The organism is Martelella limonii (genome assembly GCF_013344475.1).
In the GTDB taxonomy this organism is placed as follows: domain Bacteria; phylum Pseudomonadota; class Alphaproteobacteria; order Rhizobiales; family Rhizobiaceae; genus Martelella; species Martelella limonii.
Genome location: NZ_JABUOU010000003.1, coordinates 333,377 through 350,612, shown reverse-complemented (window position 1 = coordinate 350,612; position 17,236 = coordinate 333,377). Strand labels below are relative to the sequence as shown.

At 61.2% G+C, this 17,236-nt stretch carries 16 protein-coding genes; 14 read left to right on the top strand and 2 right to left on the bottom strand.

The window, feature by feature from the left end; translation table 11 throughout:
- Positions 1–183: 183 nt before the first annotated feature.
- The 5 genes from HPQ62_RS09320 to HPQ62_RS09300 all read left to right on the top strand — a co-directional run bounded on the left by HPQ62_RS09320 (position 184) and on the right by HPQ62_RS09300 (position 5,923).
- Positions 184–2,577 (top strand): glucan 1,4-alpha-glucosidase, encoded by a 2,394-nt coding sequence (locus HPQ62_RS09320; RefSeq protein ID WP_174802397.1) that lies wholly within the window; start codon positions 184–186, stop codon positions 2,575–2,577.
- 26 nt (positions 2,578–2,603) lie between these two features.
- Positions 2,604–3,611 carry a phosphogluconate dehydrogenase (NAD(+)-dependent, decarboxylating) gene (gnd, locus tag HPQ62_RS09315; protein ID WP_174802262.1) on the top strand — a complete coding sequence of 336 codons (1,008 nt, stop codon included), beginning with the start codon at positions 2,604–2,606 and terminating at the stop codon, positions 3,609–3,611.
- Positions 3,612–3,624: 13 nt separating this feature from the next.
- Positions 3,625–5,001, top strand: coding sequence for a glucose-6-phosphate dehydrogenase (gene zwf, locus HPQ62_RS09310; protein ID WP_174802261.1), 1,377 nt, complete (start codon positions 3,625–3,627; stop codon positions 4,999–5,001).
- Between the two features lie 11 nt (positions 5,002–5,012).
- Positions 5,013–5,702, top strand: a complete 690-nt coding sequence (locus HPQ62_RS09305; protein ID WP_174802260.1) for an ROK family protein — start codon at positions 5,013–5,015, stop codon at positions 5,700–5,702.
- Positions 5,703–5,776: 74 nt separating this feature from the next.
- Complete coding sequence (locus HPQ62_RS09300) at positions 5,777–5,923, top strand: DUF3096 domain-containing protein (RefSeq protein WP_174802259.1); 147 nt, start codon at positions 5,777–5,779, stop codon at positions 5,921–5,923.
- A 33-nt stretch (positions 5,924–5,956) separates the two neighbouring features.
- Here HPQ62_RS09300 and HPQ62_RS09295 read toward each other — a convergent pair whose 3' ends face one another.
- A complete protein-coding gene (locus tag HPQ62_RS09295; protein ID WP_174802258.1) occupies positions 5,957–6,820 on the bottom strand; it encodes a MurR/RpiR family transcriptional regulator in 864 nt (287 codons plus the stop codon).
- A 285-nt stretch (positions 6,821–7,105) separates the two neighbouring features.
- Here HPQ62_RS09295 and HPQ62_RS09290 point away from each other — a divergent pair, with 285 nt between their 5' ends.
- The 5 genes from HPQ62_RS09290 to HPQ62_RS09270 all read left to right on the top strand — a co-directional run bounded on the left by HPQ62_RS09290 (position 7,106) and on the right by HPQ62_RS09270 (position 11,686).
- Positions 7,106–8,071, top strand: a complete 966-nt coding sequence (locus HPQ62_RS09290) for a Bug family tripartite tricarboxylate transporter substrate binding protein (RefSeq protein WP_174802257.1) — start codon at positions 7,106–7,108, stop codon at positions 8,069–8,071.
- Positions 8,071–9,036, top strand: a complete 966-nt coding sequence (locus HPQ62_RS09285) for a BMP family protein (protein ID WP_174802256.1) — start codon at positions 8,071–8,073, stop codon at positions 9,034–9,036. The genes HPQ62_RS09290 and HPQ62_RS09285 overlap by 1 nt, the downstream gene beginning before the upstream one ends.
- On the top strand, positions 9,030–9,473 hold the full coding sequence (locus tag HPQ62_RS09280) for a tripartite tricarboxylate transporter TctB family protein (RefSeq protein ID WP_174802255.1): 444 nt from the start codon (positions 9,030–9,032) through the stop codon (positions 9,471–9,473). Before HPQ62_RS09285 ends, HPQ62_RS09280 begins: the two co-directional genes overlap by 7 nt.
- 3 nt (positions 9,474–9,476) lie before the next feature.
- Positions 9,477–10,967, top strand: coding sequence for a tripartite tricarboxylate transporter permease (locus tag HPQ62_RS09275; RefSeq protein ID WP_174802254.1), 1,491 nt, complete (start codon positions 9,477–9,479; stop codon positions 10,965–10,967).
- 371 nt (positions 10,968–11,338) lie between these two features.
- Positions 11,339–11,686, top strand: coding sequence for a hypothetical protein (locus HPQ62_RS09270; RefSeq protein ID WP_174802253.1), 348 nt, complete (start codon positions 11,339–11,341; stop codon positions 11,684–11,686).
- 252 nt (positions 11,687–11,938) lie between these two features.
- Here the strand turns inward: HPQ62_RS09270 and HPQ62_RS09265 are convergent, their stop codons facing one another.
- Positions 11,939–12,736, bottom strand: coding sequence for a GntR family transcriptional regulator (locus HPQ62_RS09265; RefSeq protein ID WP_174802252.1), 798 nt, complete (start codon positions 12,734–12,736; stop codon positions 11,939–11,941).
- Between the two features lie 53 nt (positions 12,737–12,789).
- Here HPQ62_RS09265 and HPQ62_RS09260 point away from each other — a divergent pair, with 53 nt between their 5' ends.
- From HPQ62_RS09260 to HPQ62_RS09245, 4 genes are all read left to right on the top strand, one after another.
- Entirely contained in the window at positions 12,790–13,689 is a 900-nt protein-coding gene (locus tag HPQ62_RS09260; protein WP_174802251.1) for a polysaccharide deacetylase family protein, read from the top strand.
- The gene (locus tag HPQ62_RS09255; RefSeq protein WP_174802250.1) at positions 13,686–15,191 is read left to right on the top strand and encodes an aldehyde dehydrogenase; all 1,506 of its coding nucleotides are present in this window, start codon (positions 13,686–13,688) and stop codon (positions 15,189–15,191) included. Before HPQ62_RS09260 ends, HPQ62_RS09255 begins: the two co-directional genes overlap by 4 nt.
- Entirely contained in the window at positions 15,191–16,195 is a 1,005-nt protein-coding gene (locus tag HPQ62_RS09250; RefSeq protein WP_174802249.1) for an asparaginase, read from the top strand. The genes HPQ62_RS09255 and HPQ62_RS09250 overlap by 1 nt, the downstream gene beginning before the upstream one ends.
- A gap of 141 nt (positions 16,196–16,336) precedes the next feature.
- Complete coding sequence (locus HPQ62_RS09245) at positions 16,337–16,912, top strand: helix-turn-helix domain-containing protein (RefSeq protein ID WP_174802396.1); 576 nt, start codon at positions 16,337–16,339, stop codon at positions 16,910–16,912.
- Positions 16,913–17,236 lie beyond the last annotated feature (324 nt).

The window sequence follows — 17,236 nt, the reverse complement described above, 5'->3', positions numbered from 1 at the left end:
TGGCCGGCCTGCAGCCGAAATAATTCCGTCTCCTGCCGTGTGTATCGTAACAATACGGAAAGTTAATCTGACGGAAAACCAGATGACAGATTGCTCTGCTATCACTTCTCGATAACAGTTCTGGTTCACAACGCGCAAAGCGGACAGAATCAGACTTTATGGAGGAAGCAAAAAGTGAGCGACATGATCGATTTTGCCACCGGCGCACCGGGTATCGGTGCCCGCTGGACGTCAAGCGCCAAGAGCGGTGTCGGCACCGCGCTTTCGACGGCTTCGCCTGTCTGGTTCACGTTGAGCCACGGCATTCTCAACGAGATCTACTACCCCCGCGTTGATAGCGCCTGCACGCGCGATTTCGGTTTCGTCGTGACCGGGCGGGACGGCTATTTTTCGGAGGAAAAACGCGACTGCACCCATGAAACGGTGGCCATCGAGGATGGTGTTCCGGCCTTTTCGATCATCAATACCGCTGATGACGGAGCCTACCGGATCGAAAAGCAGGTCATCGCCGACCCCGCGCGGGCCGTGATCCTCCAGCGCATGACCTTTTCCGCCCTGAGCGGTGAGACCGGCGACTACCGGGTGCACGCGCTCCTCGCGCCCCACCTCGTCAATGCGGGCATGGGAAATTCAGCCTGGATCGGCGAGTTCGAGGGCGCGCGCGTTCTGTTCGCAAGCGGCCGTTCCCGCTATCTGGCGCTGGTGTCGAGTGCGCCATGGGGCGCCATGTCCGCCGGTTTCGTAGGCTGCTCGGATGGCTGGCAGCAGCTCAGCGCGCATGGAAGGCTCGTCAGGCAGTATCAGCGCGCCGATGACGGCAATGTCGCGCTTGCCGGCGAAATCGACCTTTCCGCAACCGACGGGACCGTGACGATGGCGCTTGGCTTCGGCCAGACCGAACACGAAGCGGCGGCGGTCGCGATGCACAGCCTGAAGGAAGGTTTTGACGCAGCCCTGAAGAAATATGTTGCTGGCTGGCGGAAATGGCAGGACAGCCTCGTTCCGCTCGACCGCAAGGAAGAGACCGGCATCAACCCCTATCGCGTCTCGACGGCGGTACTTGCCACCCATCGGGCATCGGACCGCCCCGGCGCGGCGGTTGCCAGCCTCTCGATTCCCTGGGGTTATTCCAAGGGCGATGACGACCTCGGCGGCTACCATCTGGTCTGGCCGCGCGATCTGGTGGAAACCGCCGGCGGATTTCTGGCGGCGGGGGATGCCAAAGAGGCTCTGGCGATCCTCGATTATCTGCGCGAACTGCAGCAGCCCTCCGGCCGATGGGCGCAGAATTTCTGGCTCGATGGCAAGCCTTACTGGCAGGGCGTGCAGATGGACGAATGCGCCTTCCCGATCCTGCTCGCCGACATGCTGCGCCGCCACGGCCATCTGAAGGGCAGTTCGCTCCGCCGCTTCCTGCCGATGGTCAAGAGCGCCGCCGGCTACATTCTGGCCAACGGTCCTGCGACCGGCGAGGACCGCTGGGAAGAGGATGCCGGATACAGTCCCTTCACGCTCGCCGTCGAGATCACGGCCCTGCTGGCCGCTGCCGACATTCTGGAGCTCGACGGCGAAACGAAGGCAGCCGGCCATCTGCGCGAAACGGCCGATTGCTGGAACGAGCAGATCGAGCAATGGACCTTTGAAGGCGATCCCGATCTTTGCCGGGCGCTGGATATCGCGGGTTATTATGTCCGCATCGCCGCACCCGATGCGACGGATGTCGCGGGGCCGGCGGGAACAACGCCGATCCGCAACCAGACGGCCGAACGCGCGCTGATGGCGAGCGATGCCGTGATCAGCCCGGACGCGCTGGCGCTGGTGCGCTTCGGGCTTCGCGCGGCCGATGATCCGCATATCGTCGACACGGTCAAGGCGATCGATCATAGCCTGCGTGCGGAACTGCCGCAGGGCCCGCTCTGGTACCGCTATACCAATGACGGCTACGGCGAGCATGAGGATGGCCGGGCGTTTGACGGTATCGGCCAGGGCCGGCCCTGGCCTCTGCTCGCCGGCGAGCGCGCCCATTACGAGCTTGCCGCAGGCCGGCCCGAGGCGGCCCGGGCGCTGCTTGCAACGCTCGAAAAATCCGCCAATGAAGGCGGGCTGTTGCCGGAACAGAGCTGGGATGGCCCCGACATGCCGGAGCTCGAGCTGTTCTTCGGCCGTCCGTCAGGCAGCGCGATGCCGCTGGTCTGGGCCCATTCGGAACATATCAAGCTGCTGCGTTCGCTCGCCGATGGCGCGGTATTCGACATGCCGCCACAGGGATTGGCCCGCTATGTCGAGCGCCGGACGGCGTCAGAGCTCCGGATCTGGCGGTTCAACAACCGGCTCGCCACCATACCGTCCGGCAAGACGCTCAGGATCGAACTGGATGACGCGGCGACCATCCATTGGAGCGCCGATGGCTGGGCGACCGTCGAGGACATCGAGACCGAACCTTCCGGGCTCGGCACCCATTTCGCGGACCTGCCGCTTGAGGGCCTGGAGCCCGGGCGTGCCGTTATTTTCACTTTCTTCTGGCCGGAAAGCGGCCAGTGGGAGAATGTAGACTTCACCGTTCGCCTCGGCGAATGATCAGGAGCTGGAAACGGAGTTTGGACATGCAGATTGGAATGGTAGGCCTCGGGCGCATGGGCGCCAATATGGTGCGGCGTCTGATGAAGGATGGCCATCAATGCGTCGTCTTCGACGTCAATCCCGACAATGTCGCGGCCCTGGTCAAGGAGGGAGCCGTCGGCGCCAGCTCGGCCGATGACCTCGTTGCAAAGCTGGAGCAGCCGCGCGCCGTGTGGATGATGCTGCCGGCAGCGATCACCCCGCGCATTGCGCGCGACCTGGCCTCGAGGCTTGGAAAGGGCGACGCGATCATCGATGGCGGCAATTCCAACTATCGCGATGCGATCGACCTTGCCAGGGAGTTCGCCCCTGCCGGGATCGACATGATCGATGCCGGCACGTCCGGCGGCGTCTGGGGTCTCGAGCGCGGCTATTCGCTGATGATCGGCGGGCCGAAGTCGGCGGTAGAGCGGCTCGACCCGATCTTTGCCTCGCTTGCGCCGGGCGCCGATGCAGGGGCGGACCCGGCCGCATCGGCGGACACGGCCACCAGGGGTTATCTGCATTGCGGCCCGACCGGGGCAGGCCATTTCGTCAAGATGGTGCATAACGGCATCGAATACGGCGTGATGGCGGCCTATGCCGAAGGGTTGAACGTGTTGAAGGCGGCCAATTCCGGGACGCGTGAGCGCGAGGTCGACGCCGAGACCACCCCACTCGCAAACCCCGAATATTACCAGTTCGACATCGATCTTGCCGCCGTGACCGAAGTCTGGCGCCATGGCTCGGTGATCGGCTCTTGGCTTCTGGATCTGACGGCGGCTGTGCTCAAGGAAAACCCGCATCTGGAAGGGTTTGACGGCCGGGTATCGGATTCGGGCGAAGGCCGCTGGACATTGCAGGCCGCGATCGAGACGGGCGTGCCGGCGCCGGTGCTGTCGTCGGCGCTGTTCGAGCGGTTCTCCTCGCGCGGCGAAGCGGAATTTGCCGGCAAGGTGCTCTCGGCCATGCGCTACGCCTTCGGCGGTCATCTTGAAAAATCGACAAAATAGCGGAGGAAGCGCCATGACGGAGCAAAAATCCGATGCGCTGGTGGTGTTCGGCGCCACCGGCGACCTGGCCCACAAGATGATCTTTCCTTCGCTCTACGCGATGGTGAAGCGGGGCGCGCTCGCCACGCCGGTGATCGGCGTCGCCTTCGATGACTGGAGCCTCGACCAGCTGATCGCCCGTGCGCGGGATTCGGTCGAGTCCCATGTCGCGGCATTCGACGAAGCGGTGTTTGCAAAGCTTGCCGGGCTTCTCGGATATGTGTCCGGCGACTATCGCAGCCAGTCGACCTTCGACAAGCTCCGCGAGACGCTCGCCGATCACAAGCACCCGCTCTATTATCTGGCGATCCCGCCATCGCTGTTCGAAACGGTGACCGGCGGTCTCGACAGGGCGGGGATCGCACGCGGCGCCCGGCTGATGGTCGAAAAACCCTTCGGCCGCGATCTCGAGACGGCCCGGGCGCTCAATGAGGCCCTACACACGGTTTTCGAGGAGGATGCGATCTTCCGCATCGACCATTTCCTCGGCAAGGAGGCGATCCAGAACCTTTTGTATTTCCGGTTCGCCAACGCCTTTCTCGAGCCCGTCTGGAACCGCAACACGATCGACAGCGTCCAGATCACCATGGCGGAGGATTTCGGCATCAAGGGCCGCGGCAAGTTCTATGACGAGGTCGGCTGCATCCGTGACGTGATCCAGAACCATCTGGTCAACGTGCTGCTGCTTCTGGCGATGGAGCCGCCGGTGAGCGGGTCCTCCGACGATCTGGTGGATGAAAAGGTGCAGGTGCTGAAGGCGATCCCGCCGCTTCAGCCCGAGGATGTGGTGCGCGGCCAGTTCGAGGGCTATCTCGACGAGCCGGGCGTTGCCGAGGGCTCGACGACGGAGACCTTTGCGGCTGTCAGGTTCCATCTCCACACCTGGCGCTGGAGCGGGGTGCCCTTCTTCATCCGCGCCGGCAAGAACCTGCCCGTTCACGCGACAGAGGTCGTGGTTCGGTTCAAGCGCCCGCCGATCGCGCTGTTCGATACGATGGAGCATGCCGGCGCCAATTACGTGCGCTTCCGCCTTGGTCCGGAAATCGAGATCGGTCTCGGCGCGCAGCGCAAGTCGCCGGGCGAGGACATGCGCGGCGAGGCCGTCGAGCTTGCGGCGGTCGATGACGGCGTCGGCGATCTGGCGCCCTATGACCGGCTGATCGGCGATGCCATGGCCGGGCGGCGCGAACTCTTCACCCGCGAGGATGCCGCCGAACTGGCCTGGACGATCTTCGAGCCGATCCTGGACGACAAGACTAGGCCGGAGACCTACAAGCCCGGCACATGGGGGCCGGAAAAGATGAAGGACTTCGCGCCGGCCGGCGGCTGGTTCGATCCCGCCCAATCCTGAAGGAGCCAGAGATGGAACAGACAAATGGGACCGAGCGCCGCGTGCTCGCGATCGATATCGGCGGAACCCACGTCAAGATCCGCGCCAGCGCCGGCGGCCCGGAGCGGAAGGCCGACAGCGGGAGAACAATGACCGCGACAGAGATGGTGGCGGCCGTCAAGACCATGGCGGAGGGTCTTGATTACGATGTGATCGCGATCGGCTATCCCGGTCCGGTCGTCCATGACAAGCCGATCGCGGAGCCGGCAAATCTCGGACCGGGCTGGGTCGGTTTCGATTACGGGCAGGCGTTCGGCTGCCCGGTCAGGATCATCAATGATGCGCTGATGCAGGCGCTCGGATCCTATCAGGGCGGGCGCATGCTGTTTCTGGGGCTTGGCACCGGTCTCGGTGCCGCAATGGTCGTCGAGAATGTCGCACAGCCCATGGAGATCGCGCATCTGCCGTTCCGCAAGGGCAAGACCTATGAGCATTATGTCGCCGAGGCCTATCGGGAAAAACACGGCAACAAGGACTGGCGCAAGCGCGTCTTCGACATCGTCGAAAAGCTGACGGCGGCGTTGGAGCCCGACTATGTCGTCATTGGCGGCGGCAATGTCGAGCATCTTGATGAATTGCCGCCAAAGTGCCGCCGGGGTGACAACACGCTGGCCTTCGAAGGCGGTTTCCGCCTTTGGAAGGATGAAAGCCTGGTTATCTGAAACACGAAACGGCGGCCATCGCAAACGGACTTCCATGAAGAAACGTCTGGAAGCAAATGACAAAGGAGAATGCCATGACGACCACTCTCATGATCCAGCCACTGATCGCGCTCATTGCCGGTCTGGTCATTCTGTTCGTACCGCGCGTCCTGAACTATGTCGTGGCCGCGTATCTGATCCTCGTGGGCCTGATCGGCCTATATCCGCATCTGCTCGGCTAGGAAACGAGCCCTTGTCTCCCTGTGACTCTCGGCTTACTCGTACTGCATCAGCTTTTCGTTGATCGCGTCAACGCTTCGCAGCCGATCGCGGCCGTCGCGGCCGGCTTTCAGCGTTGCGCGGACCACGATCTGGTGGCAGAGCGCCAGCACGGCCGCATGGTTGAACTGCGGTCCATCCGAATGGATCCGGCAGTGAAAATGCCAGTGGGCGGCGGGATGGCGCGCCATGTTCTCATCCGAGATCAGGGCAAGCGCAGCACCGCTTTCCACGATCGTATCCAGCAATTGCCGCGTGCCGGCGATGCGGCGGCGCAGCGTGATCGCAATCACCAGGTCGCCCTCCTTGATGCGGGCGACATGCTCGCCAAGCGTCTCGCCGCCTTGCGGAAAGACGACCACTTCGCCGACGATCTTGGTCAGCTGCCAATAGAGATAATGCGCGAAGGACTGGCTGATGCGCTGCCCGGTGATCCAGACCTTGCGGCTTTCGATGACGGCGGCGGCGAGCCGGTCGAGTTCGCTTGCATCGAGATTGGCAAAGGTCCAGTCGAGATTGTCCTTGTCCTCGCGCATGTCGAGGGCGAGGGCGGCTGCATTCGCCTCCGGTTCGGCACGGGCGAAGAAAGCGCGCGAGCCGGTCTCGCGCTCGTCGCGCACCGCCTTCTTGGCCTGATCATAGCTTGAAAAACCAAGCTTGCGGATGAAGCGGGAAACGGTCGCCTTGGAGACATCGCAAAGGCGCGCCAGCTCCTGCGCGTCATAGCTGCCGAGCTCCCCCGGGAAATCCAGAAGAAATTCGCCCAATCTGCGTTCGGCCGGGCTCAGGCGTGGCAACACCCGTTGCACGCGGGTCAGAAACGGGGCGTCATCGGCCGGATTTTGAAACTCGGATTTCATATCCTCCATTAGCGTTTGCGGGACGGAAAAGGCAAGCGGCAGGTTTCTGAAATCCCGATTGCAGGGCTAGCTTCGTGTCGAGGGGCATTGAAACATGCCGTATTTGCGAGCGTTCAAGCTGATTTGCCGCCTGCGGAAAAACCATTATGCCCAAGAAATAGACAATATTTATAGGTGCCTATTTTTTACTTGCCCGGCGTTTGAAACTGTAGTTTCCTGTTTTGGAAATTGAATTCCGTAAGTGCATTCGCCCCGTCCCACGTCAGCAGAAACTGGAGTTCTGCCATGCCGGTCCGACCGCTGAAATCCCTTATTCTCGCCGCCACGGCACTTGCCGTCCTCGCCCCCGCTGCCCTTGCCGCCGACTATCCCGAGCGGCCTGTCCGCATCCTGGTTTCCTTTCCGCCGGGCGGTTCGAGTGATCTCGTCGCCCGTCTTCTCGCCGAAAAGCTCGGCGCCGGTCTCGGCCAGCAATTCGTCGTCGAAAACAAGCCTGGCGCTGCGGGCACCGTCGCCGCAACCGAGCTCAAGAACGCGGAGGATGACGGCTATACGCTGATGCTGTCGAACCTGACGCCGTTCAATGTCGCGCCGACAAGCTTTCCCGACACGCCCTATGACCCGGTCGGAGACTTCACGCATATCGGCTATATCGGCGCCGTTCACCTTGGCATGTTCGTCTCGCCCACACTCGAAACGCCGGATATGGCTGCCTTTGTCGCAAAGGCGAAGGCAGAGCCCGGCATGCTGGATTACGGCTCCTCCGGTGTCGGCTCCTGGGGCCACGTCGTCGCCGTCGCCTTCGAAAACGATGCAGGCGTGGAACTGTCGCACATTCCCTACAAGGGGTCCGGCCCGATGCGGCTCGATTTCCGGGCAGGCGTCATTCCGGTACTATTCGACGCCGTGCCGCAAAACCTGCCCGCCGTCGAAGAGGGCGCAGCGATTCCGCTCGCCGTCACCTCGCCTGAACGGCTTGAGACATTGCCGGATACCCCCACCTTTGCCGAGCTCGGCTATGACATCGTCGCGGAAAACTGGCTCGGCATTTCCGGCCCTGCCGGGATCGATCCCGAAATCGTCGCCACGCTTCAGGAAGCGCTCGACGCGGCGCTTTCCGCCGACGATGTCGTCGCCCAGTTCGAAACATGGGGCATTGTCGGCGGCAAGATGACGAGCGAGGAATTCACCGACTATGTGGCCGCTGGGGTTGCCGAATGGGCGCCGCTCGTCAAACAGGCGAACCAGTGATGCGCGTCAGCCCGCTTGTTTCCGGGGCACCCGATCTGCCCCAGATCGCGGTCGTCGTCATCGGCGAGGCGGATGATACCGGCTTCAACGCCAGCGGTCTTGCCGGCGCGCGCAACGCGGCGCGTGCGGGCAGGGGCCGGATCAGCATTGTCGACGGGCTTGCCTATGACGCGACGGAGATCCGCGCAGGCCTCAACAGCATCATGCCGGACTTTGACGGGCTGGTATTCATCGGCGGGCAGGGTGACCAGGTCATGCCGATGATCGCGCGCGACTGGCCGGACAAGCCCTTTGCCATCGTCCAGGGCGATGCCCATGCGGCAAACCTCGCAAGCTACGATGTCGCCCAGGAGCATTCGGCCTATCTCGCCGGATGCCTGGCCGCCCTCATGACGAAGACAGGTACGGTTGGCCATCTTTCCGGACACCGGGTTCGTCCGGGCCTGAAGGGGCGCGCCGCCTTCGTGCAGGGCGTGACGGAGACCGATCCTGCCGTCCGGGTACTGACATCCTTCTGCGGCTCGCAGGATGACAATGCGATCACCCGCGAATGGGCCGATGCCGAGATCGCCGCCGGCGCCGATGTCATCTTCACCATGCTGAACGGTGCAAGGCAGGGCGCGATCGATGCCTGCCGAGAGGCCGGCATCGTGCAGATCGGCAACGCGCTCGACTGGACGGCGCTCGCGCCGGATGTGTTTGTCGCCTCGGCACTGGCGCGGATCGATCTCGGTGTCGAGCGCGCCATCGCCGATGTCGCCACCGGCTGTCTGCCGCAGAGACCGGTTGCGCTGGGGCTTTGCGACGGCGACTATGCCGCGCTCGCATTGCGGCCGGACGTTCCAGATCAGGTCGCGGAGCGGATCGCGCTTGCCGAAGAGGCCATTCGCTCCGGCGCCATCACCGTTCTGACACGCTATGACGGCAGCGAATTCGTTCTCGAAAAGGAAAACGGGCAATGCTGAAGCGCCTTTCGGCACAGGCTGGCACGCTCCTGATCGGCGCAATAGCCGTGGTCTTTATCGCCGCTTCGCTGACGGCGCTCGACCTCGGCACGCCGCGGCGGATGGGGCCCGGGGCCTTTCCACTGATCGCTGGCGGGATTCTCGTCATTCTCGCAGTCATTGCCCTTGTTGGCGACATCAAGGCCGGCGCCGAACATATGAAGGCGGACTGGCGCTCGGTCGTTCCGGTCGCGCTCGCGGTGGCAGGCTTTGCGCTTGTGACGCAGCGTTTCGGCGTTCTGCCGGGTGCCGGCGTCTGTGTCCTGATTGCAAGCTTTGCCGTCGGCGCGCTCTCGCCTCTGAGGCGGGCCGGTCTTGTGGCAGGCGCGGTGTTCGGCATCTGGCTTGTCTTCATTGTCGGCCTCAGATTGCCGCTTGAAGCCTTCCGGGGATTTTAAACCATGCTGGACAATCTTGCCCTCGGCTTTGCCACCGCCACGACAATTCCAAACCTTTTCTATTGTTTTCTCGGCACGTTTCTGGGCACCTTCATCGGCGTTCTGCCCGGACTTGGACCGCTCGCCGCCGTCGCGATGCTCCTGCCGGTTTCCTTCTACCTGCCGCCGGAAACAGCACTCGTCATGCTGGCCGGCGTCTATTACGGCGCGGAATATGGCGGCTCGATCGCCTCGATCCTGCTCAATATTCCGGGCACGCCGTCCTCCTCGATCACCTGTCTCGACGGCTATCCGATGGCGCGGCAAGGACGGGCGGGCGTGGCGTTGCTGATGACGGCGCTTGCCTCCTTCTTCGGCGGCATTTTCGGCATTCTGGTGATTGCCGCGCTTGCGCCGCTGCTTGCGGATTTCGCCCTGCTGTTGGAACCGGCGGATTATTTCGCGGTGATGCTGCTCGGGCTTGTCGCGGCCTCCGTCGTCTCAAGCTCCGGCACGCTGAGGGGGGTGATGATGGTAACGCTGGGCGTGCTGCTCGGCACGATCGGGGTTGACGTCAACAGCGGCGCCACCCGTCTGACCGGCGGTATCCAGGACCTGCGTGACGGCATCAATCTCGTGGTCGTTGCCATGGGCCTTTTCGGTGTGTCGGAGGCGATGTTCTCCGCCCGCGGGACGACGGCGTCCTATGCCACGGAAAAAGTCGCTTGGCAGCGCTTCCTGCCGCAGCGCAGCGAATGGCTGCGCTGCCTCGGGCCGGCCATCCGTGGCAGCCTGATCGGCAGTTTCTTCGGCACTTTGCCGGGCACGGGCCAGACGGTCGCCTCCTCGATCGGCTATGCGGTGGAAAAGCGCGTTTCGCCGAACCGCGCCAATTTCGGCAAGGGCGCCATAGAGGGCGTGGTCGTGCCGGAATCGGCGAACAATGCTGCCGCCCAGACAGCCTTCATCCCGACATTGACACTCGGCATACCGGGCTCGACGACGATGGCGCTGATGATCGGCGCGTTGATGATCCACGGCGTCACCCCCGGGCCGCGCCTGATCTCGGATCACCCGGCGCTGTTCTGGGGCCTGATCGTTTCCTTCCTGTTCGGCAATCTCTTCCTTCTGGTGCTCAACATTCCGTTGATCGGCATCTGGGTGCGGCTGCTGCGCATCCCGCATTATTTCCTCTATCCCACGATCGTCGTGCTGATCTCCATCGGCGTCTACAGCCTCGATCATTCGCTCTTCGATGTCTGGGCCATGCTCGGCTTCGGCGCGCTCGGCTATGTGCTGAGGCTCTACCGCTACGAACCCGCGCCGCTTCTGATCGGTTTCATCCTGGGGCCGATGATGGAGGAATATCTGCGCCGGGCGATGCTTTTGTCCAGGGGCGATCCGATGATCTTCCTCGAACGCCCGGGAAGCGCGGTCATGATTGCGATCTCCGTCCTGCTTCTGGTGCTGACGGCGCTGCCGGGGCTGAAACGGCTGGTGAAATCCGTCGTCTGACTGCGCGCCTGCTTTTGGCGGGATAGAAAGGTGGTGCCGAATTCGACGACATCTTGTCGTCATCGTCGCCCAAGATGTTGAAATGTGCGGTTGCGTGACATCGACTCATGCTTTGCGAAACGGCCAGACAAAGCTTCAGATCCAGACGAAACTTCAGATAAAGTCCCGCGGTGCAAATAAACTGTCCTATTGCAGAAGCATGATCGCCGAGCGGATTTCACTTCGGCCGGTCGGCCTATTCCACCAGTTCTAGGGTCGGCGCTGTGCGAAGCCAATCTCATATGAACAATATTTAATAGATCAAATATTGAAATCTGTTGAATTCATAGCGACCTGAAGACGATGCATTTATCTGAACAGGAGTGAAGAAAATGTTCGCAGTGATGGATGACAATGTTCGTTTGGTCGGCCTTCAGGCCACAAAAAATATCGAAGAAACATCTGTTACTGAACTGACGCTGGATGAGTTGCAAACGGTTGCTGGCGGGAAGAGCTTTTTCAAAGATCCGTGGACCTATATTGGCTTAACCGGCGCAGGTGCGTTTGCCAAACTTGCTCATCAGGTTTTAATTCCCGGAGCCCTTGCAGGTAACGAGAACGCGAATGTACCGGGGAATGCTGCAGGCGATGCCGCTCTTGATGCTGTAGCCGACGGGGAAGGCGTGGGAGGAGCCCTCATAGAGCTTGGCGAGTTGGCCGGTGAAGTCGCTTTGGCCTAGCCAGGTCAGGAGAACCTCCAGGCGATCGCTGTCTGCGATAATCTTCGGAAAAGCTGACGGTAGATTGAAGGCGCGGGGGCACTCAGATGAGCTGCCCCCGTAGCCGCGCATTCATGCGACAACGCACGAAACCGTTATCATAGTGCGTCAAGCACAGTGTACTTGGCAGAAGGCAATCTGCTGAAGACCGCACAACGATCAGGACGACTCAAAACGAAGCCTTCGGTGTCTTGCGTGCAGTCGAAGCCTGTCCTATCCCGCATTTATCTTTCTCCGTCTGCTTGGCTGTTCCGGAGTTTCGTCCAGGTTCTGCTGCAGGATCTGGATCAGGCTGTTTGCTGTTCCCATCAGGTGCGCGTCGATGACCTGTTTTGCCTTTGCCGCGTCTCCGGCTTCGCAGGCATGCAGAAGCGCCCAATGCTGTTGCTGTGAAACGGACAATCCAGCATTGGTCACATAGGAACGAACGTAGCGGTCAGCATTGCTCCGGAGTGTGTCGATCATTTCCAGAAGCCGTGGCCAGCCACAAGCCGCGTTGAGTGCGTGATGAAATGCCGCGTTCAGTTCAAGCCAGCGTGTCGTCCTGTCTTCTAGTCCGTCGATCTCTTCCAGGATTCGGCGCATGTCGTCGATTGTTTCGGCGCTCAAGCGAGGGACGGCGCGTCCTATTGCAACCTGTTCCAGGGCGCTGCGCAGCGTGAACAGCTCCTCGATTTCACCCGTTGAGAGGGTTGAGACCTCGACGCCCTTATAGGGAAAGACCTTCAGCAGACCTTCGGTTTCGAGCTGGCGAACGGCATCGCGCACCGGCATGCGGCTGACACCAAATTCTTCGGCTACCTCATCGAGATTGAGGCGCTCTCCGGGCGGCAGGACGCCTGAGAGGATGGCGTCGCGCAAGGCTTCGCGAACCGCCTCGGAGCGGCTCAGTTGAACGTGTTTTTGAAGTCCGATTTTTCTCAAGATGCCATCCCGGTTGGTTTGTCGACCGGGCATGTAGCCACGGATTTCGATGCTGCTCAGATTAGTAATCGAAAAAGGCTTTGACAAGAACCTCGTATTTAATATCTAATATATCGCAAATGACCTTGAAAGGATACGACATGACGGACGCCGTCGGAGCCTCGGTGCGCAGCAGAATACCCTATCAGCCGATTACGCAGCGACCGGCACTCACTCTACCCGGCAATGCCCGCGTCGCCGTCTGGACGATCGTTAATGTCGAAGCCTGGAATCCTGCAGCGGCAATGCCACGTTCGGTTCTCCCTCCGCCGATGGGCGTTCCCATGTTGCCGGATGTCCCTAACTGGGCGTGGCATGAATACGGCATGCGCGTCGGCTTCTGGCGATTCCTGGATGCCCTGAAGTCGCGTGACCTGAAGGCAACGCTGGCGATCAATGGTTCGGCTATCGAGGCCTATCCTCAAGCGGCTGAAGCTGCGCTTTCCGCGGGCTGGGAGTTTATGGGGCACGGCTTTCATCAGAAGCCGATGCACAAGGTCGATGATCAGGTCGAGGCGATCGCCAGAACGATGGAGGCGATCAAGGACTTTTCCGGCAAGGCGCCGCGCGGGTGGGAGAGCCCGGGTATCACAGAGACCGACGAAACTGCGGATTTTCTGGCCTCGGCCGGTATCGAATACGTCGCCGATTGGGTTCTGGACGACCAGCCTGTGCCGATCAAGACCAAGACCGGACGGCTGACTTCGGTCCCCTATACGGTGGAAATCAATGATGTGGTCATGACGGCTGTGCAGGGGCAGCCATCCGACGAGATCTTCCGGCGCGGCAAGGATCATTTCGAGCGCCTTTGGCAGGAAGGTGCCGAGACGCCAAGGGTCATGGCGATTTCGATCCACCCCTATCTGACGGGGGTACCGCACCGGATCAAGTACCTGGAGAAGCTCTACGATTTCATCCTAGGCCATGAGGGCGTGCAGATGTGGACGGGAGAGGAAATCCTCGACTGGTATCTCGGCCAGACAGGGGGACAGACAGAATGAAGGCGATGACCGAAAACATGCATCTTGATCTCTTTATCGGCGGCAAGTCCGTCCCCGCCGTCAGCGGCAAGATCTTTGAGGTTGAGGATCCTGCGACAGGCAAGAGGATCGCGACTGTTGCCGAAGGCGATGCCGCGGATATCGAAAAGGCTGTCGAGGCCGCCGAAGCTGCATTTCCTTCCTGGGGCGGCATGGAAGCCGAAGCTCGCGCCCGCATTCTCAATCGCGCTGCGGAAATCCTGACCCGACGCCTGCCCGATTTCATTGATGTCGAGGTGTCGCAAACCGGCCGGCCCGTACGCGAAATGAAAGCCCAGCTTCAACGTCTTCCGGAATGGTACTCCTACTTTGCGGCCGTTGCCCGCACGCATGAGGGTTCAGTCCATCCCTTCGGCAGGAACCACCTGAACTATACCGTCCGCAAGCCGCTCGGCGTGGTCGGCCTGGTCACGCCCTGGAACCATCCGCTGCTGATCCTCACCAAGAAGGTCGCCCCGGCTCTGGCGGCGGGAAATACCCTTGTCGTGAAACCGAGCGAGCTGGCGCCCTTGACGCCGATCATGCTTGCCGAGGTGCTTGAAGAGGCCGGTCTGCCAGCAGGTGTCTACAATGTCGTGCCCGGGTTTGGGGCGACGGCGGGCGCTGCCCTTACCAGCCATCCGCGCATTGCCAAGATCGATCTGACGGGAGGCACCGAAACGGGCAGGGTGGTTGCGGCGGCGGCCGGCAAGAACCTGATACCTTTCGCTGCCGAGCTTGGCGGCAAGGCTTCTGTCGTTATCTTCGAGGACATGGCCGATCAGGCTGTGCCTGCAGCGCTGTTCGCTTCGTTCATTGCTGCCGGGCAGACCTGCGTCCAGGGTGCGCGCCTTCTGGTCGAGCGGTCCATTTATGATGATGTGCTGAAGGCGCTGGTAGAGCGCGCCAACGCCATCAAGATTGGCACCCCTTCTGATCCGAAGACCCAGATGGGACCGATGATTTCGGCCAAGCAGCGCGATCTGGTGGAAAAATATGTCGAGATCGGCAAAGCCGAAGGCGCAACCCTTGCTGCCGGCGGCAGGAGGCCGGAGGGCGAGGAGTATGCCGGCGGCTATTTCTACACGCCCACTATTTTTTGCGATGTCAAAGATGACATGCGTGTCGCGCAGGAGGAAATCTTTGGCCCTGTGGTCTGTGTCCTTCCATTCGAGACTGAGACGGAGGCGATCACTCTGGCCAACAGCACCCAGTTTGGACTAGCCGCAAGTGTGTGGACCAGAAATGGTGCGCGCGGACATCGCGTGGCGGGCAAGATCGAGGCCGGTATCGTCTGGATCAATGACCATCACCGCGTCGATCCCGCATCGCCGTGGGGCGGTTTCAAGGACAGCGGCCTGGGCAAGGAAAACGGCATCGTCTGCTATGAATCTTACACCAAGGTGCAGAGTGTCGTCGCCAACCTTTCCGAAGACAGTTTCGACTGGTTTGACGATGACGGACGCGAGAAAAGGTACAGCTGATGTCGGGCGCTTCTTCCTCTCCTTCCCTCCCAAATATCTCGCTGATCGTGCTCGGCGGCACGATTACCATGACCTCCGGTGCAGGCGGCGGCATTACGCCGAGACTGACGGCCGAGGCGCTTTTGGCGGCGGTTCCAGGACTGGAGGCTGTGGCAAATGTCACGCCGCTTTCGCCATTTCGCATTCCAGGCGCGTCGCTGACGCTGGATCAGATTGGCGAAGTTGCTGGCCTTGCGCGGGAAGCCGTTCGCGACGGTGCTGCCGGTGTCGTTGTCGTGCAGGGTACGGATACAATCGAGGAAACCACCTTTGCGCTCGACTGCATGTGGGATGAAGAGGCGCCCATCGTCGTCACCGGAGCCATGCGCGGCCCGGAGGCGGCTGGTGCCGACGGCCCGGCCAATATTCTTGCCGCCGTCATGACCGCAGCAAGCCACCAAGCGCGAGCACGCGGCGCACTTGCGGTGATGGACGACCACATCCACACCGCGACAGCCGTGACGAAGTCCCATACGGGGTTCTGCTCGGCGTTCATTTCTGCGGGGCAGGGGCTGTCCGGCGAGGTTATGGAGGGAGCCGCCTTCTTCTTTGCCCCGCCAACCGTGCGTCGCAGGGCATGCGCCATTCCCTCCAGAGCCATTCCTCCGGTGGCTCTCATAAAGCCCGGCATTGGCGAGGACAGCAGGTTGATCGAAGCGTTGCCAGACCTCGGCTATCGCGGGGCTGTCATCGAGGCGATGGGTGCAGGGCACGTCGCCGAAGGGCTTTCCGGCCCACTGGCCGCGCTTGCGCGCGTATTTCCTGTCATTCTTGCGAGCAGAACCGGCAGCGGACCTGTGTTCCGAAAGACCTATGGATTCAAGGGGGGAGAGATTGACCTGTTGTCCAAAGGCCTCATTCCCGCAGGTCGGCTGAATGCGCTGAAGGCACGTCTGCTGCTGCAGCTCGTTCTCGCCAATGGCGGCGCGCATGATGACGTTGTCCGCGCCTTCGCGTCAGAGTGAAACGAAGACCAGGCCATGGTCCAATGAAAGGACATGCCGATAGAAACGCCGAACTGACAGACGAAAGGATTTGATCGCGTAAAACTTGATAAAAATTCATGCTTCTGTAATTTCGCTCAAGAGTGAAAAGAGGGACGCGTGATGAATCAAGATAATCTGTCGACCAATGTCGGTGTGAAGCTGAGGCATGCCCGGCTGGTCAAGGGGATGACACTGAAGGAACTGGCTGATGCGGCGGGGTGTTCGGAATCCCTGCTTTCGAAGATCGAGAACGGTCGTTCCAGTCCGTCGCTGAAAATGCTGCAGAAGATTGCGAGGGGGCTCGACCTCACTGTGGGACAGATGTTCGCCCAGGCAGATGAACCGGCCAGCCCGGTCTCGCGTGCGGGAGACAGGATGCTGGTCCACACTGATCCGCTCAGAAAGGGAGAGCATCTGACGCTCGAACGGCTCATTCCGTTTGCCGAGGGGCATTTGCTGCAGGGCAATATTCACCACATCGGAGTCGGTGGCGGCAGTGAGGGCATGTTGCAGCATGATGGGGAGGAGTTTGGTTATGTGCTTGAAGGAAAAGTAGAACTTCTTCTGGACGGCAAGAGTTATGAAATGTCGGCAGGCGATTCCTTCTGCTTTCGATCCGAACGCCCGCATGGCTATCGCAATATCGGCAGTACCGAGGCTCGGGTGATCTGGTTGAACACGCCGCCCTCATTTTAAAAAGCGAGAGAACACACAAGGCGGTCTCATCGCGACATGGACAAATGAAGAGGTCGCCATCCCGGCCCGGCCATATGCCGGGCTGGCGATATGGGGCCGGTGCTGAACCGGGGCGGCGCGATGCATCCCGAGCGCCGTTCTGAGGCGAAGCCCTTGCGCTTCGCGGCGTGAGAGAGGTCTGCCGCGACAGGGCGCATGGTTGGTGGAATGGTCGGTTTTCATAGGGGCGCAATAAAATTCAAGTTACTTGACATATAATCATCTCTCTGTAACCTCGGTGTAGAACCCTAACTGAAACAGAATTCCATCATGCAGGAGAGTGCA

Coding starts and splice junctions, on each gene's coding strand:
- HPQ62_RS09290 (WP_174802257.1), top strand. CDS start 7,106: ATGCCGGTCCGACCGCTGAAATCCCTTATTCTCGCCGCCACGGCACTT.
- HPQ62_RS09250 (WP_174802249.1), top strand. CDS start 15,191: ATGTCGGGCGCTTCTTCCTCTCCTTCCCTCCCAAATATCTCGCTGATC.
- zwf (WP_174802261.1), top strand. CDS start 3,625: ATGACGGAGCAAAAATCCGATGCGCTGGTGGTGTTCGGCGCCACCGGC.
- HPQ62_RS09255 (WP_174802250.1), top strand. CDS start 13,686: ATGAAGGCGATGACCGAAAACATGCATCTTGATCTCTTTATCGGCGGC.
- HPQ62_RS09320 (WP_174802397.1), top strand. CDS start 184: ATGATCGATTTTGCCACCGGCGCACCGGGTATCGGTGCCCGCTGGACG.
- HPQ62_RS09285 (WP_174802256.1), top strand. CDS start 8,071: ATGCGCGTCAGCCCGCTTGTTTCCGGGGCACCCGATCTGCCCCAGATC.
- HPQ62_RS09245 (WP_174802396.1), top strand. CDS start 16,337: ATGAATCAAGATAATCTGTCGACCAATGTCGGTGTGAAGCTGAGGCAT.
- HPQ62_RS09280 (WP_174802255.1), top strand. CDS start 9,030: ATGCTGAAGCGCCTTTCGGCACAGGCTGGCACGCTCCTGATCGGCGCA.
- HPQ62_RS09270 (WP_174802253.1), top strand. CDS start 11,339: ATGTTCGCAGTGATGGATGACAATGTTCGTTTGGTCGGCCTTCAGGCC.
- HPQ62_RS09275 (WP_174802254.1), top strand. CDS start 9,477: ATGCTGGACAATCTTGCCCTCGGCTTTGCCACCGCCACGACAATTCCA.
- HPQ62_RS09260 (WP_174802251.1), top strand. CDS start 12,790: ATGACGGACGCCGTCGGAGCCTCGGTGCGCAGCAGAATACCCTATCAG.
- gnd (WP_174802262.1), top strand. CDS start 2,604: ATGCAGATTGGAATGGTAGGCCTCGGGCGCATGGGCGCCAATATGGTG.
- HPQ62_RS09300 (WP_174802259.1), top strand. CDS start 5,777: ATGACGACCACTCTCATGATCCAGCCACTGATCGCGCTCATTGCCGGT.
- HPQ62_RS09295 (WP_174802258.1), bottom strand. CDS start 6,820: ATGAAATCCGAGTTTCAAAATCCGGCCGATGACGCCCCGTTTCTGACC.
- HPQ62_RS09305 (WP_174802260.1), top strand. CDS start 5,013: ATGGAACAGACAAATGGGACCGAGCGCCGCGTGCTCGCGATCGATATC.